Origin of the sequence: Flavobacterium collinsii (assembly GCF_946903285.1) — a bacterium.
In the GTDB taxonomy this organism is placed as follows: domain Bacteria; phylum Bacteroidota; class Bacteroidia; order Flavobacteriales; family Flavobacteriaceae; genus Flavobacterium; species Flavobacterium collinsii.
Genome location: NZ_OX336425.1, coordinates 4803026 through 4817824 on the forward strand (window position 1 = coordinate 4803026; position 14799 = coordinate 4817824).

The following is a 14799-nucleotide window of genomic DNA, read 5'->3' on the forward strand; positions in this document are numbered from 1 at the left end:
ACATTTCATTATTCACCATTCACATTCCATAATCTACATTTCACTATTAACTATTTACATTTTACAACTTAAAACTCGAAACTTCTCCCATCATCTCCTAAAAGGATGTTTGGAAAAACGGTTTCAGCTTCTTCTTTAAAACGTTCGATACCATCATATCGCGTTGAATAATGCCCTAGTACCAATTGTTTCGCGTTTGCTTTAAGTGCAATTGCCGCCGCCTCTTTTGCGGTCGAATGTAACGTTTTGAGTGCTAATGCAGCCTCTGATTCCAAAAAGGTAGATTCGTGATATAAAACATCAACATCCTTTATTAACGGAAGTATCGCTTCATGATATACTGTATCCGAGCAAAAAGCATAACTCATTGGAGGAATTGGGTCAAAAGACAGCTTTTCGTTTTTTATCACAGTACCGTCATCAAGTGTAACGTCACCACCTCCTTTTATTTTTTGATAATAGGCCGTATGAATGTCATATTGCTGAACAGCCTCTACATTTAATTTTCGATCACCGGGTTTTTCCTGAAACAAAAATCCGTTCGTATATACACGGTGTTTTAGTGGAATTGTTTTTACAATAACTCTGTTGTCTTCAAAAATAACCTCGCTTTCTGTTGATTCCAATTCATGAAAAAACAAATCATAAGTTGTCCAGGAATTCGACAATCTCAATTGCAAAGTAATAATTTCCTTTATTCCTTTTGGACCATAAATATGTAAATCAGTTGTACGGCCTAAAAGTGCAAAAGTTGAGATCGTTCCAATCAAACCAAAAAAGTGATCTCCATGCAAATGCGAAACAAAAATATGATTTATTTTAGAGAATTTAATTTTGTTCTTGCGTAATTGTACCTGAGTTCCTTCACCACAATCAATTAAAAACATTCTATTTTTAATCTCTAAAACCTGCGATGTCGGGTTGGTAATTGTTCTGGGGGTTGCGGCATAACAGCCAAGTATGGTAAGCTTCATTTTAGATTGTTGATTTTAGATTCTAAATTGAATATATATTTTAGACTCCAACATTCAAAATCTAAAATCTGAACTCTAAAAGCTACAATTAAAACCCTAAGTCTCTTTCGATTTCTTCCATTTCGATAATATCATGTGCTTCCAAAAGCGATGGAACTACAAGTAATTTATCTGAAACAGCATTAAAATCAAGATCTGAAACCACTATTACAAATGATTTTTTAGCTTTTTTCTGTTGCTTGGCCAAAGGTAAAAAAAGCTTTACCTCCTTTTCAGATACATCATTATCTGCAGACAAATCGATTATAATATTTTGTTTTTCAAAGGTTTTGAACTGTTGCGTTACTTTTTCCAAAAAAGCATTAAAATCTCCCTGGGTATCTTTAATTGTAACGGTATGTCCTTTTTGATCTACTTTCATCTTCTAATTTATAGGCGCTGTTAGAGAGCTAAGGTACGATTTTTTTAGTATTCAGTCGCAGTCGTTTTTTTTAGTTTTCAGTCGCGGTCGCAGTAAACAGTTTTAACTTTGTGTAGTTCAAATTCTGCTTTATTGAAAACTGAGACTGAAAACTGAGACTATTTTTCAAGCGAAGTCGCTTTTTGTAGTATTCAGTCGCGATTGCAGTAAACAGCTTTAACTTTGTGTAGTTCAAATTCTGACCTTCACTAAAACTGAGACTGAAAACTGGGACTATTTTTCAGGCGCAGTCGCTTTTTTTAGTTTTCAGTCGCGATTGCAGTAAACAGCTTTAACTTTGTGTAGTTCAAATTCTGATCTTCACTGAAAACTGAGATTATTTTTCAGCCGCAGTCGCTTTTTGTAGTATTCAGTCGCGATGTCGCAGTAAACAGTTTTAACTTTGTGTAGTTCAAATTCTGACCTTCACTGAAAACTGAGACTGAGACTGAGACTGAAAACTGAGACTGAAAACTGAAAATCGAGACTAAACTACTGAATCTTAGACGCCAATAAATAAATAACGGCCATTCTGATCGCTACTCCGTTTTCGACCTGATTCAAAATCACCGAATGATCGGAGTCAGCCACTTCAGAAGTAATCTCTACTCCTCTGTTAATTGGTCCCGGGTGCATGATTACGATTTCTTTTCCAAGGGAGTCCAGTAATGGTTTATCTACTCCGTATTGTTGTGCATACTCACGTGTCGAAGGAAAAAAGTTTACGTCCATACGTTCGTTTTGAACACGAAGCATATTAGCAACATCACACCACTCTAAAGCTTTACGCAAATTGGGTTCAACTGTGACTCCAAGGGATTCAATGTATCTTGGAATCAGTGTTTTTGGCCCACAAACCTTTACTTCGGCACCCTGCATCTTTAAAGCATATATGTTAGACAAAGCTACTCTCGAATGCAGAATATCACCTACAATAACTACCTTTTTTCCGGCTACATCACCTAATCTCTCTCTAATAGAATAACTATCTAATAAAGCCTGTGTTGGGTGCTCGTGTGCTCCGTCTCCGGCATTCACGATACTGGCTTTGACATTTTTGGATAAAAAATAAGCCGCTCCGGGGTTGGAGTGGCGCATTACAACCATATCAACTTTCATTGAAAGGATATTATTTACAGTATCAATCAGAGTCTCTCCTTTTTTAACAGAAGACTGAGCTGCCGAAAAACTAATCACATCAGCTGATAGTCTTTTTTGTGCCAACTCAAAAGAAAGCTTAGTTCTGGTACTGTTTTCAAAGAAAATATTGGCAATGGTAATATCTCGTAATGAAGGAACTTTTTTAATGGGTCTGTTAATGACTTCTTTAAAATGATCGGCAGTTTCAAAAATCAGGTTAATATCATTTTCATTGATATATTTAATTCCCAATAAGTGATTTACGCTTAATTCTTTCATTTTTATTTCTTTAATATTTATTTGTCAAATTCTTGAATTCCTGACATACTCAGTCTTTCAATGCTGCTACAAAGAACAACTACTTTATTGAATCATTCTTTCTACAACTTCGCTGTAATCCTGCAAATCTCTGGCATCTTCATCAAAAAGATATTGCCATTTGAAACCTGGGATTTCTATTTTTGTTCTTGCAGATTCATTCCATTTTAGAGTAAAGCCGTTATCTCTTAGAACTTGGGCAACTACTTTACCTACTTCTATTGTTGTCGCATCATCACCATTATCCACTTTCTGGAAAGCGATAAACAAACTTGAATCTTCTACCGCCACTCCTCTTTCTAAGTCTTGTTCATGATAAAAGCAATACCCATCAGATTCTACCTCGTTTTCACGTAATGCTCTTTCTACCTCAACAACTTCATATTCGCCATCTGATGTGGTATAACCCGCATTATGAAGTGCAATAATATTTATATCTGCCAATTCATCAAACGCTTTTATTAATCTTTCAGTATCTGTTGGACTTTTCCATTGTTTACTTTCTGAAAGTAATTTTTGGTTTTCTTCTCTTATTTTATCAAAAGCCCACTCTTCAGAGATTTCATCCTCAAATTCGTTGTCTTCAATTTCTTCCAAAATGTTTTCCTGAATCTCATCAAGAGACAGAAACCCCATTCTAACTTGGTTAAAAATTGATTCATAAATAAAAACTTCATTCTCTGTCATCCTTTTTTTATTTATTCGTTTAACTGCTGCTTTATTTAATCGTTAATTTGTTATCAAATAGACCACATCTTCACCGTCATTTTCTTTCCAGCTTACTTTTACTTTTTCACCATTAATAGCATCTACCTGACGACCACGATAATCGGGTTGAATTGGCAGATTGCGACTAAAACGTCTGTCAATTAACACTAACAATTCAATTTCTGAAGGTCTGCCAAAAGACTGAATTGCGGTTAAAGCAGAGCGAATGCTGCGTCCGGTAAACAAAACGTCATCAATAAAAATGACTTTTTTATTTTCAACTATGAAATTGATTTGGGTTTTATTGGCCTCAAGCGGTTTATCTGTACGGCGGAAATCGTCTCTGAAAAAAGTAATATCTAAATATCCCAGAGAAATTTCAGGTGTCTTGTATTCGCTCTCTAGTATTTGTTTTAAACGTTCGGCTAAAAAAACACCCCTCGGCTGAATTCCGATTAAAATAGTATCTGAAAAATCAAGATGTTTTTCGATTAACTGACAAGCCAAACGATGGAGTATGATAGTAACTTCTTTTGAATTAAGTAATACTTTTTGGCTCATAATTAAGTATAATGTTTGGTTGAGCAAATATACAAAATCAGAATTTATTTGTTGCCTCTTTCTAAATACAAATATGGGAATAAATTTTTAACGTTATACGATCACAAAGCACCATTCTAAATTCACCTGGAATGAGCAATCTTGGAAAAAGTTCCATAGGAACGATCTATATTACAAAACATCATTCTAAATTCCGTGGGAATCAACAATACTGTAACAACGGATTTTAATCCGTTGCTGATTAAACAACATTAGCGAAAGTTCTGTAGGAATGAACCATATTACAAGCCTTTATTTTAAAGCATAAAACAGTAAACAGAAAAAAAATCTACTACTACAACACCTTCAACCCGCATTAATTCAATCCAATATTTCTTGTTATTTTATTATATTTGAGAAACCAAAAACTAAAAATAATGAGAAAAATAATTGCCTTAGCAATGATTACACTCGATGGGGTTATGCAGGCACCGGGCGGCCCTCAGGAAGATACTTCGGGCGGTTTTAAATATGGAGGCTGGGTCGCACCATTTGGTGATGAATCGTACAGCAAGGCCATGGAAAAACAAATGGAACCTTCGGATATTCTTTTAGGTAGAAAAACCTTTGATCTTTTTGAATCTTACTGGCCTGAGCATGCTGCTAACTGGCCCGGAATTAATGAGGTCACTAAATATGTCTTATCTGCAAGCCGAAAAGATTCTAAATGGGAAAACTCCGTCTTTTTAAAAAGTGCAGAAGATATCCAAAAACTCAAAAATTCAGAAGGCGATGATATTAAAGTTTGGGGAGGCGCCTCCATCATTCAATTTCTGCTTAAAAATGATTTAGTTGATGAACTGTGGCTCAAAATTCATCCTTTACTTCTTGGAAAAGGAAAAAAACTATTTGATGACAGTGCAATTCCAACTTCATTTGTTCTGACCAACCATACAATCACCTCTACAGGAGTTATTATTGCCAATTACAGCCGAGCGGGATTAGTAAAAACCGGTACAATTGGAGATTAAAAACAGTGTTAAAGAAACAACCACATTGGCATTGAAAAAACTATTCCATGCCTGTGGTACATTTCCTTACACCTCAACAATCTAAAATAAACCAGTAATTACAACTCTCTTAAAAACGAATATTTCCAAAAAAAAGAATGAACTCTTATCTAACAAAAATAGATGTTTTTATAAACAGCCTTGATCTGGAAATCTTAGCCGTTTTAAATAGTATCTCAACTACCAAGACGTTAAAAAAAGGAGAGTTTTTATTACGACAAGATGAAATTTGCTCCAAAAGTTATTTTATAGAAGAAGGAATCGCCAGAAAGTATTACCTCGATGATGGAAAAGAAATCACGACAGAATTATACTTTAAAGATGATATAGCGGTATCTTTTAATAGTTATTGTCTGCAAAAGCCAAGCAAAGAATTCATTCAGGCCGTCACAGATATCGCCATTTCACAAACTGACTTTAAAGGATTTCAGAACGCAAAGAAGCAATTCCCCAAATTAACAGAATTAGATTTAATGCTCACCGAGTATTACGCAATTTGGTTAGAAGACCGACTGTTTCAGTTTCGTACACTGGACGCTACTACCCGCTACCTTAAATTAATTAAAGAACATTCGCATATTATTAAAAACATACAGCTTACCCATATTGCTTCTTATCTGGGAATATCGCTGGAAACACTAAGCAGGATCCGATCCAGAATTTAAATGTATTATTTGACCTAAGTCAAATTTCCCGCGATTTTTCATTTCGACATTTGTTTCATAAAATATAAAAAAAATGAAACAAAGAATCGTAGGATTTGACCTGGCAAGATCATATGCCATCTTCGGAATGTTTATTGTTAATTTCAATATGGTTTTTGGCTCCCATAACGACCAAAGTGCCATTGCACAATTTATGTCTCTTTTTAGCGGTAACTCGAGCTCTGTATTTGTGATACTGGCAGGAATGGGAATTGCGCTTATGACCAACAGAGCTGAATATACTTCTGTCGAAAAAAACAAGCTGAGAAATACGATCCTCAAACGAGCAGGTTTTTTATTTATCATCGGACTTTTGCTCAACCTGATCTGGCCCGCCGATATTTTACATTTTTACGGCTGCTATATGTTCCTAATTGCTTTTATACTCTTTTTAAACAAAAAAATTTTTCTGCTTCTGGCTGCTGTCGCGGTCTTTAGTTTTCACTTTTTAATTCTTATCATCCCCTATGAAACGGGCTGGAACATTACCTCTTTTCAATACAATGATTTTTACACCCTTAACGGATTTATCAGAAACACCTTTTATAATGGCTGGAATTCTGTTTTTCCCTGGATTGCTTATTTTCTCTTAGGAATGTATCTCGGAAGACTAAACTGGAGTAGTACAAAGGTTCAAAAAAAAATGTTTAAGATTGGATTTTTAGTGTATGTATCGATAGCACTACTTCAATTATTGTCCGGCCAAATTGCACTTTCAGAGAATTTACATTTATTTATCAATGCGGATTACCTCCCTCCATACCTCCCTTTTATGTTAAGTACATCCGGATTTGCTCTGATGCTGATTGCCTTTTTTATGTACCTGGGAGAAAAATACGGAACGAACCGATACATACAAGATTTTGCTCCAACAGGTCAAATGACGCTAACACACTATATTTCGCATCTCACTCTTGGAATCCTTTTGTTCTCTGTTCTGATGAACAAGAGCTTAACCCAAGATCCAACCGATCAGGAAGCGACAAAACCAATTTATATTTTACTGTTTTCAATTGCATATTTTGTACTCAGTTATTACTTTAGTAGTCTTTGGGCAAAACGCTTTAATAATGGCCCGTTTGAAACTCTTATGCGAAAAATAGCCCGCTAATTAAAATGCATCAAAGTTGTATTCATTCATTTTAAAACTATAGATTATGAGAGCAAAAGTAATCGGAATCCCAGTTCTGGATCAGGAAAAGGCCTTACAGTTTTATACTAAAAAACTAGGTTTTGTAAAAAAGCATGACATACCTCTGGGCGAAAACAACAGATGGTTAACCGTTGTTGCTAAAGACGAACTAAACGGAACTGAAGTTTTACTGGAACCATCGCCAAATCATTTCGAACCGGCCAAAACCTATCAAAAAGCACTCTTTGAAGCTGGAATCCCATACACCCAATTTAACGTTGATAATCTTCAGGAGGAATATGACCGCCTGATTGGTCTTGAGGTTGAATTTAGCATGAAACCAACAGAAATGGGAAATGTAAAAATTGCCATACTGGATGATACCTGTGGAAATAAAATTCAGCTTATTGAAATGTTATTCTAATATTTCGTGCGATCTCCTTATCTAAAAAACAAAATCCCATTCGCCGTGGCAAATGGGATTTTGATATTTTTTTATCTGTTTGTTACTTCACAATTAGTTTAGCTGTAAATAATTTACGGGAATGTATTTTTAGAATATAAACTCCTTTTGGTAAATCCTGATTGATTAGAGAAAACTTATTATTGTTTACATTTTTTGTAGCATATAATAATTTCCCTTCCATGTTGTAAATTTCTATTTCATCAATAGGGTATTCAGATTGAATAAAGGTTTCCGTATCGTTCTTTGTTGGATTTGGATACACTCTCAAACCATTATCGATTTTAAATTCATCATTGTTCAGATGTGGATCGATTACTTCAAAAGAAACTCTGTTTGAAACTTCATTATAAGAATCGTTAGTAAACATTACCAAAAAGTATTTCCCTTTTTGTGTTGGCAATTCCGTAGCTGCAATATTTTTTGTTCCTTCAGAAAGTCCTTCGAAATACGTATAACTCACCAGTGGTTTTTCATTCGGATTATCTCCATCATGATAAATCCCCAACCAGTCTTTTACAATTCCCGGAGCGTCAGTCCAAGAAGCTGTAATTTGTTCGCCAAGATCGTAAACCGGTTTATTGATCCATAATTCGGTAACGATCGCTCCTACTTTAAAAAATACTTTGTTTCCAATCGGATTAAATCCATCCTGTAAATAATACTCGGCATAATAGTAGCCTTTTGGCAGTCCTGTGAAAGATTTAGCATCTGCAACGGTTGTAACATATTGCCAGCTTGTTGCTGTAACTCCGGATCCCGGATTAACCCCCATTCTGTAAATACCAATCCAGTCTTTTGCCAATTGCGGACCATTAGTATAATTAATAAGGATAGGAGTCCCAACAGAATACTCCGTTTTATCAGTAGTTAAGGTCGGTACCGGCCCTACATAAAAGTATTTTCGCGGTGCAATTTCCGTGTACCCTCCATTTGAGAATATTGCAGCATAATAACGTCCTTTAGTAGCCAGTCCGCTAGAAAAAGTGATAAATCCGCTGGCACTTCCGTCCGTATATTTCCAGGTTTGCGATGGTGAAGAGCCTCCCGGAGTCTGCCCTTCTTTGTATAAACCAATCCACGTTGAAGTACTGGCGGGAGCATCAGTAAAATCAACTTTTATAGGTGTGTTCAACGAATAAGTCAGAGCATCTGTAACTATTGCCGTATTTACATTGTTACTTCCTGTAATCGTAAAAGTCTGAACATCACTCCATGGTGACCATTCCAAATTACGGTCTCTGTATCTTAACTTCACATAGTATTTGCCATTTGGAAGTGAATTAGAAGCCAAATCCATTTTAGTAATATCTACACCCAAATTGATGTTTACAGTCGAATCTTTCTTAGTACCATACTTTCCGTATAAATTTTCGAAATCACGATATACCTCTTTCTTAACAATATCGAATGTTGGTGTCTGAGAAATCAAAAACTGACTGGTATTCAACTTCTCATCTGTAGTTGTCGTATAAGTGGATCCGGAAACGGTTAGCGGCAATGTATTTGTCGCAGTAAAAGTATTCGTAATCAAAGGTTTGGCAGGTGTCGCTTTGTTTTTGTATCGATGAAATTCGTCCATTAACTGGTTGTTCTTCCATTTATCAACACTTCCAATAGAATAACTTTCGATATCCATTTTTCCGTTTGCCACATCAATATCTACAATTTGATAAATCCAGTTGCAAATTGTCTTTTGTACGTCATCAAAATCCTGCTCTGTAGAAGATCCCCAATATTGATCCCAGGCTGTACCTCCAGAAATAATATTATAAGTAGGCGTGTTTTTCAACTGTCCTCTATGATAAAGATGATGGTGCGCCCCAATATGCATCGAATATTTTGGAGATGTTACCAGTAACGGAACGGCAGTATTACGAACCCAGGTCGAAATATCACCTACATATTGCTCTGCCTGATAAGGTCTGTGGCTTAACGAGAAAATCCATTCTACTGTATTATCAGCATTTGCAGCGGTAAGAACTTTTTGCAACCAGCTAAGCTGTTCTGCCCCTGTATGTTCTGAACTTAAACTAATAAACAAAACATTACCGGCTTGTTGCGCATAATAATTCTCTGTTCCCGACGAAATGCCCTTATACGAAAGTTCACTGATATAAAAATGATCATAATAGGAGTTCATACCAAGTGTCCCATAAGTTTCATGATTTCCTACCGTTGTCTGAATTGGTATGTTGCCAGACAACCCTCTGTTCTTTTTAAAATGCACATTTTCGTAATGATCCAAAGTCCCAACATCAACCTGATCTCCAACCATAAAAGTCATAGAGATATTATCATCAGGAGATGCGTCTTTTCCCCATTTCTGTCTGATCTTTCTTTTGGCAGCTGATACCAAGGAATCATAACGAGGCACTGCTTTCAATTGGTTATCCCCCATTATCAAAAAACGGATGTGTCCATTTGATGTGGCAGCCTGTCCCGGATTGGGTAGTGTTTTAAAAGAATAAACTGAAGATACCTCTGCTCCGGTTTTTATTCTGTAGTAATACTTCGTATTCGGTGAAAGATTAAGCAGCTTCGCGCTATGATAGAAATAGTTACCCGGATAACCAGAATCTGTAAAAACATTTGTGTTACCGGTAACGGTAACATTAAGACTAGTGGCTGTCGTCCCATATTCTACAATCGACTCCGGATTACTATCTGTTTTCCAGTTAACATAAATAGAGGTTGGTGTGGCATTCTGTAAATAAGGAAATAAGGTTTGTGCTTTCAAGGCATAACTCAGCCCCAGCAGCAAGAATAGAAAGTAAAGTTTTTTCATACGTTGTTTTTGTTTTAGACCAAACAAAAGTATTCTACCAAAGCGCAATAGCTTTTAAGAGAACATTACCTTTCCCTTATCTTTACTTCTCTTAATTGTAAAGTTGTTTAACCTTTTGAGTACAGTTGGTTTTAGTCTAAATCATAGAACTTTCCAATCAAATTATATAAGATCTTTTTTACGATTTGGCGTAATTTTAAACAATACGAATTAGAACAGCAGATTCTTAAAAACTCAAAATGATGCAAAATATAATTAAACGTTTGTTAATGGTATTCGTGATACTATTTTCATTTACCAGCTGTGAAGTTATTGGAGACATTTTTAAAGCCGGAATGGGTGTTGGAATATTTATCGTTGTCTTTATTATTGCGATACTTATATTCATTTTCGCCAAAGTGTTCGGTAAAAAATAGCAAAAAAAATCCCGTTCGCAATGCGAACGGGATCTCTCTTATTATAAATTATAAAATTACAAATTGTACATCTTCTTTCTTAATTCCTGAATTTTTTCATCGTCCAGGTATTCGTCAAATGTCATGTAACGGTCAATCGCCCCGTTTGGTGTTAATTCTACTACTCTGTTACCAACGGTTTGTGCAAACTCATGGTCATGTGTGGTAAAAATCACGGAACCTTTAAAATTTTTCAATGAGTTGTTGAAAGCTGTGATCGATTCCAAATCCAAGTGATTCGTTGGTTCGTCCAGCATTAAGATATTGGCTCTTTCCATCATCATTCGGGACAACATACAACGTACTTTTTCTCCTCCTGATAATACACGGCTTGTTTTTAGCGCTTCTTCACCTGAGAAAATCATTTTCCCTAAGAATCCTCTAATAAAAACCTCATCACGCTCTTCTTCTGTTTTGGCGTATTGACGTAACCAATCTACCAAAGTCAAATCATTTTCAAAGAAAGAATGATTCTCAGCCGGTAAATAAGCCTGATTAGTAGTAATTCCCCAATCGAAAGTTCCTGCATCAGCTTTTTGTTGGTTGTTCAAAATTTCGTAGAAAGCTGTTGTAGCACGCGAATCTTTAGAGAAAAGAACAATTTTATCGCCTTTTGCCATATTCAAATCAACATCTTTAAATAAAAGATCTCCTTCGATCGAAGCTGCCAAACCTTCAACGTTCAAAATCTGATCTCCAGCTTCACGATCCTGATCAAAAATAATCGCAGGATAACGACGGCTTGAAGGTTTAATTTCTGAAATGTTCAATTTAGAAATCATTTTTTTACGAGAAGTAGCTTGTTTTGATTTTGCAACGTTCGCACTAAAACGACGAATAAATTCTTCAAGTTCTTGCTTCTTCTCTTCTGCTTTTTTGTTTTGCTGTGCACGTTGTTTCGCCGCTAATTGGCTTGACTCGTACCAGAAAGTATAGTTTCCTGAATAGTGATTAATTTTTCCAAAATCAATATCAGATATATGTGTACAAACCGCATCTAAAAAGTGACGGTCGTGAGATACTACAATTACAGTATTTTCATAATTTGCCAGGAAGTTTTCCAACCACGCAATGGTTTCAAAATCCAAATCGTTGGTAGGCTCATCCATGATCAGCAAATCCGGGTTTCCAAAAAGTGCCTGCGCCAAAAGCACACGTACTTTAATTTTTCCCTCTAAGTCTCCCATTAAAGTATAATGATGCTCTTCATTAATCCCTAGATTAGACAACATCGAAGCGGCGTCAGAATCTGCATTCCATCCGTTCATTTCTTCAAACTGAACCTGAAGTTCTCCAATTCTGTCTGCGTTTTTATCGTTGTAGTCCAGATAAAGTTCATCCATTTCTTTCTTAACAGCATACAAAACTTTATTCCCCATCAAAACAGTTTCCAAAACGGTATGCTCATCGAACATGTTGTGGTTCTGGTTCAAAACCGACATACGTTTTCCCGGTTCCAAATGAATGTGTCCCGAAGTTGGATCAATATCACCTGAGATGATTTTTAGAAAAGTAGATTTTCCAGCACCGTTGGCTCCAATAACTCCATAAATATTCCCATGAGTGAAAGTAGTATTTACTTCGTCAAACAAAATTCGTTTGCCAAATTGAACTGATAAATTATTGACTGTTAACATGAATGTCTTTTTAATTAATTTTGTGCAAAAGTATGAAAAAAGGTTCAGAGTTGCAAAGATGTAAAGGCTCTAAGTTTTTTGTATTGTGAAACGTGATTTGTAAGATGTTATTTGTGAAATGCTGATAGTGAAATGTAAAATGTGAGATGTTAATTGTGAAATAGATCGCTTCATTGAATACACTAAGTTTTCACATCTTACTTTTTACTTTTTACATCTGACAAATCACATCTGACTTTCCTTAGCCAAAGCCACTTCTAAACTCTCAAAATTAGGAAGCACTTTAACAATCATCCCCTCTTTGTTTAAAATAAAATGAGTTGGAAATGAATTCAGTTGTAAAGCTTCATTCATATATGTTTTCATATTTGGAATTACAGAATAGGCTAAAGGTCTCTTTACCAGAAACAATTTAAGTTTTTCCGGAGCATCCTCTGCCAGACTCATGAAAACGATATCTTTTCGGTCTTTGTATTCTTCTGTCAGACGGTTCACCTGCGGAAATTCCCGTATGCAAGGAGTACAATGGATGTACCAACATTTTATAACAATTATTTTCCCTTTCATCGATTCATTTGACACCAGATTTCCATTCAGATCTTTAAATGAAAACTTCGGGAATGGAGTTCCTTCCATTTTATAATTCTTAAGCGCATCAAAGCCAATTTGATTGATAGTTGCTTTTATACTTGTATCTGAACCGGCCTGAATCTCGAATAATTTATAATAGTATTTAGAATCTTCGGATTTTAATCTAATCGGAATACAATTTCCATTTGTCAATTGGTCCAGAAATGATTCTTTTGAAATTTCTTTAGAAAGGATGTCCAATGCTATGAAATCTCTCGAAAGCATAATGTTTTTACTTTGATAGGCCGACCATTGACTAAAATTATTCTGAATTTGAACTGGATCAACTTCCGGGGATCCGAAATTGGTTTGAGCAGTACTTATGGCGAAAAAGAAAAGAAGTGCAATTAGGCTGATAAATTTCTGCATGGATTCTGAGATAATTGTATTTGATTTCAAAAGTAGTGAAAGTTTTTTTTAACCGCAAAGACACAAGGTTTTCGCAAGGTTAGTAACGTTTTTTTAAGGTTGTGACACGGATAGAACAGATTCGTTTCACGAAAACGCGGATTTACACTGATTTTTAAAATCCGTTTTTATCTGCAAGAGAAGATGCAAAACCATGGAGTCTGAGATAATTGTACTTGATCTCAAAAGTAGTGAAAGTTTTTTTTAACCGCAAAGACGCAAGGTTTTCGCAAGGTTCGCAAAGTTATTTTTAAAGGTTGTGACGCGGATGAAACAGATTCGTTTCACGAAAACGCGGATTTATACTGATTTTAAAAATCCGTTTTTATCTGCAAGAGAAGATGCAAAACCATGGAATCTAAGATAATTGGATTTGATCTCAAAAGTAGTGAAAGTTTTTTTTAACCGCAAAGACGCAAGGTTTTCGCAAGGTTCGCAAAGTTTTTTTTAAAGGTTGTGACGCGGATGAAACAGATTCGTTTCACGAAAACGCGGATTTATACTGATTTTAAAAATCCGTTTTTATCTGCAAGAGAAGATGCAAAACCATGGAATCTAAGATATTTGATCTCAAAACTAGTCAAAAAGTTTCACGCAGATTTTATTGATTTGAGCAGATTTTTAAAAAATTATTTTAAATGTAACCTAAGCAATTCAGTAAGTTCAATATCTAAAGCATTTGCAATTCTTATAAGAGTTCTTATGCCTGTATTTATTTTGGCTCTTTCAATTCTACTAATTTGATTTCTGGGAATATCACACGCAACAGCCAGCTGCTGTTGAGACCAACCTTTTTTTTCACGTAGTCCTTTAATGTGAAGTCCTAGATTTGCAATAAAAATTTCTTCTGAAATATTCATAAGTCAAAAGTCCAAATTATTTTTTTAAAAAATTGACACAAATTTGTGTCATAAGCTATATATTTGCAAAAAAAACAAGACTATGACTACAAAAAACCTTTCGCCCGAAATTGAAACCAGATTAAACCATTTTTTTAATGATAGTATTGCCGCAAAAGATATGGCGAAAATGATACGGGAAGTAAATTATGTGCTTTCATTATCTGTACTAAGAGAATGTGAAACCATGGAATCTGAAATAAAGGATATTGCCGATAATTTTTACTGGTTCAATAAACTGGCAGAAATTTTAGATCCTTACCTCGATCTGAAATAATTGTATTTGATTTCCAAACTAATGAAAGTTTTTTGTCGCAAAGTACACAAAGCTTTCTTTATAAAAAGGTTGTGACGCGGATGAAACAAATTCGTTTCACGAAAACGCGGATTTACACTGATTTTTAAAATCCGTTTTTATCTGCAAGAGAAGATGCAAAACCATGGAATCTGAGATAATTGTATTTGATCTCAAA

The 14799-nt window shown here is 35.3% G+C and carries 14 protein-coding genes; 5 read left to right on the top strand and 9 right to left on the bottom strand.

Annotation, left to right across the window (positions count from 1 at the left end; all coding sequences use genetic code 11):
• Positions 1–68 precede the first annotated feature (68 nt).
• The 5 genes from OGZ34_RS19365 to pyrR form a co-directional block, all read right to left on the bottom strand.
• Positions 69–974: a ribonuclease Z gene (locus tag OGZ34_RS19365; RefSeq protein ID WP_263361407.1), complete on the bottom strand. Its 906-nt coding sequence runs from the start codon at positions 972–974 to the stop codon at positions 69–71.
• 88 nt (positions 975–1062) lie between these two features.
• Positions 1063–1395, bottom strand: coding sequence for a ribonuclease Z (locus tag OGZ34_RS19370; RefSeq protein WP_173967629.1), 333 nt, complete (start codon positions 1393–1395; stop codon positions 1063–1065).
• 531 nt (positions 1396–1926) lie between these two features.
• A complete protein-coding gene (locus OGZ34_RS19375) occupies positions 1927–2853 on the bottom strand; it encodes an aspartate carbamoyltransferase catalytic subunit (RefSeq protein WP_173967630.1) in 927 nt (308 codons plus the stop codon).
• 84 nt (positions 2854–2937) lie between these two features.
• Complete coding sequence (locus OGZ34_RS19380; protein ID WP_263361408.1) at positions 2938–3579, bottom strand: DUF6891 domain-containing protein; 642 nt, start codon at positions 3577–3579, stop codon at positions 2938–2940.
• A gap of 42 nt (positions 3580–3621) precedes the next feature.
• Entirely contained in the window at positions 3622–4161 is a 540-nt protein-coding gene (pyrR, locus tag OGZ34_RS19385) for a bifunctional pyr operon transcriptional regulator/uracil phosphoribosyltransferase PyrR (protein WP_173967632.1), read from the bottom strand.
• Between the two features lie 416 nt (positions 4162–4577).
• Between pyrR and OGZ34_RS19390 the strand changes: the two genes are divergently transcribed.
• The 4 genes from OGZ34_RS19390 (at position 4578) to OGZ34_RS19405 (ending at position 7470) form a co-directional block, all read left to right on the top strand.
• Entirely contained in the window at positions 4578–5171 is a 594-nt protein-coding gene (locus OGZ34_RS19390; RefSeq protein WP_263361409.1) for a dihydrofolate reductase family protein, read from the top strand.
• A 137-nt stretch (positions 5172–5308) separates the two neighbouring features.
• Positions 5309–5875 carry a Crp/Fnr family transcriptional regulator gene (locus tag OGZ34_RS19395; RefSeq protein ID WP_263361410.1) on the top strand — a complete coding sequence of 189 codons (567 nt, stop codon included), beginning with the start codon at positions 5309–5311 and terminating at the stop codon, positions 5873–5875.
• Positions 5876–5948: 73 nt separating this feature from the next.
• A complete protein-coding gene (locus OGZ34_RS19400) occupies positions 5949–7025 on the top strand; it encodes a DUF418 domain-containing protein (RefSeq protein WP_263361411.1) in 1077 nt (358 codons plus the stop codon).
• 46 nt (positions 7026–7071) lie between these two features.
• A complete protein-coding gene (locus OGZ34_RS19405) occupies positions 7072–7470 on the top strand; it encodes a VOC family protein (RefSeq protein ID WP_263361412.1) in 399 nt (132 codons plus the stop codon).
• Between the two features lie 82 nt (positions 7471–7552).
• Here OGZ34_RS19405 and OGZ34_RS19410 read toward each other — a convergent pair whose 3' ends face one another.
• The 4 genes from OGZ34_RS19410 to OGZ34_RS19425 all read right to left on the bottom strand — a co-directional run bounded on the left by OGZ34_RS19410 (position 7553) and on the right by OGZ34_RS19425 (position 14287).
• Positions 7553–10297 carry a fibronectin type III domain-containing protein gene (locus tag OGZ34_RS19410; RefSeq protein ID WP_263361413.1) on the bottom strand — a complete coding sequence of 915 codons (2745 nt, stop codon included), beginning with the start codon at positions 10295–10297 and terminating at the stop codon, positions 7553–7555.
• Positions 10298–10769: 472 nt separating this feature from the next.
• A complete protein-coding gene (locus tag OGZ34_RS19415) occupies positions 10770–12389 on the bottom strand; it encodes an ABC-F family ATP-binding cassette domain-containing protein (RefSeq protein ID WP_173968015.1) in 1620 nt (539 codons plus the stop codon).
• 225 nt (positions 12390–12614) lie between these two features.
• Positions 12615–13418 (bottom strand): TlpA family protein disulfide reductase, encoded by an 804-nt coding sequence (locus OGZ34_RS19420; protein WP_263361414.1) that lies wholly within the window; start codon positions 13416–13418, stop codon positions 12615–12617.
• 638 nt (positions 13419–14056) lie between these two features.
• Positions 14057–14287 carry a helix-turn-helix domain-containing protein gene (locus tag OGZ34_RS19425; protein WP_263361415.1) on the bottom strand — a complete coding sequence of 77 codons (231 nt, stop codon included), beginning with the start codon at positions 14285–14287 and terminating at the stop codon, positions 14057–14059.
• An 82-nt stretch (positions 14288–14369) separates the two neighbouring features.
• Between OGZ34_RS19425 and OGZ34_RS19430 the strand changes: the two genes are divergently transcribed.
• Positions 14370–14603: a hypothetical protein gene (locus tag OGZ34_RS19430; RefSeq protein WP_263361416.1), complete on the top strand. Its 234-nt coding sequence runs from the start codon at positions 14370–14372 to the stop codon at positions 14601–14603.
• Positions 14604–14799: the final 196 nt, after the last annotated feature.

Coding starts and splice junctions, on each gene's coding strand:
- OGZ34_RS19375 (WP_173967630.1), bottom strand. CDS start 2,853: ATGAAAGAATTAAGCGTAAATCACTTATTGGGAATTAAATATATCAAT.
- OGZ34_RS19365 (WP_263361407.1), bottom strand. CDS start 974: ATGAAGCTTACCATACTTGGCTGTTATGCCGCAACCCCCAGAACAATT.
- pyrR (WP_173967632.1), bottom strand. CDS start 4,161: ATGAGCCAAAAAGTATTACTTAATTCAAAAGAAGTTACTATCATACTC.
- OGZ34_RS19370 (WP_173967629.1), bottom strand. CDS start 1,395: ATGAAAGTAGATCAAAAAGGACATACCGTTACAATTAAAGATACCCAG.
- OGZ34_RS19380 (WP_263361408.1), bottom strand. CDS start 3,579: ATGACAGAGAATGAAGTTTTTATTTATGAATCAATTTTTAACCAAGTT.
- OGZ34_RS19425 (WP_263361415.1), bottom strand. CDS start 14,287: ATGAATATTTCAGAAGAAATTTTTATTGCAAATCTAGGACTTCACATT.
- OGZ34_RS19405 (WP_263361412.1), top strand. CDS start 7,072: ATGAGAGCAAAAGTAATCGGAATCCCAGTTCTGGATCAGGAAAAGGCC.
- OGZ34_RS19395 (WP_263361410.1), top strand. CDS start 5,309: ATGAACTCTTATCTAACAAAAATAGATGTTTTTATAAACAGCCTTGAT.
- OGZ34_RS19430 (WP_263361416.1), top strand. CDS start 14,370: ATGACTACAAAAAACCTTTCGCCCGAAATTGAAACCAGATTAAACCAT.
- OGZ34_RS19390 (WP_263361409.1), top strand. CDS start 4,578: ATGAGAAAAATAATTGCCTTAGCAATGATTACACTCGATGGGGTTATG.
- OGZ34_RS19410 (WP_263361413.1), bottom strand. CDS start 10,297: ATGAAAAAACTTTACTTTCTATTCTTGCTGCTGGGGCTGAGTTATGCC.
- OGZ34_RS19415 (WP_173968015.1), bottom strand. CDS start 12,389: ATGTTAACAGTCAATAATTTATCAGTTCAATTTGGCAAACGAATTTTG.
- OGZ34_RS19400 (WP_263361411.1), top strand. CDS start 5,949: ATGAAACAAAGAATCGTAGGATTTGACCTGGCAAGATCATATGCCATC.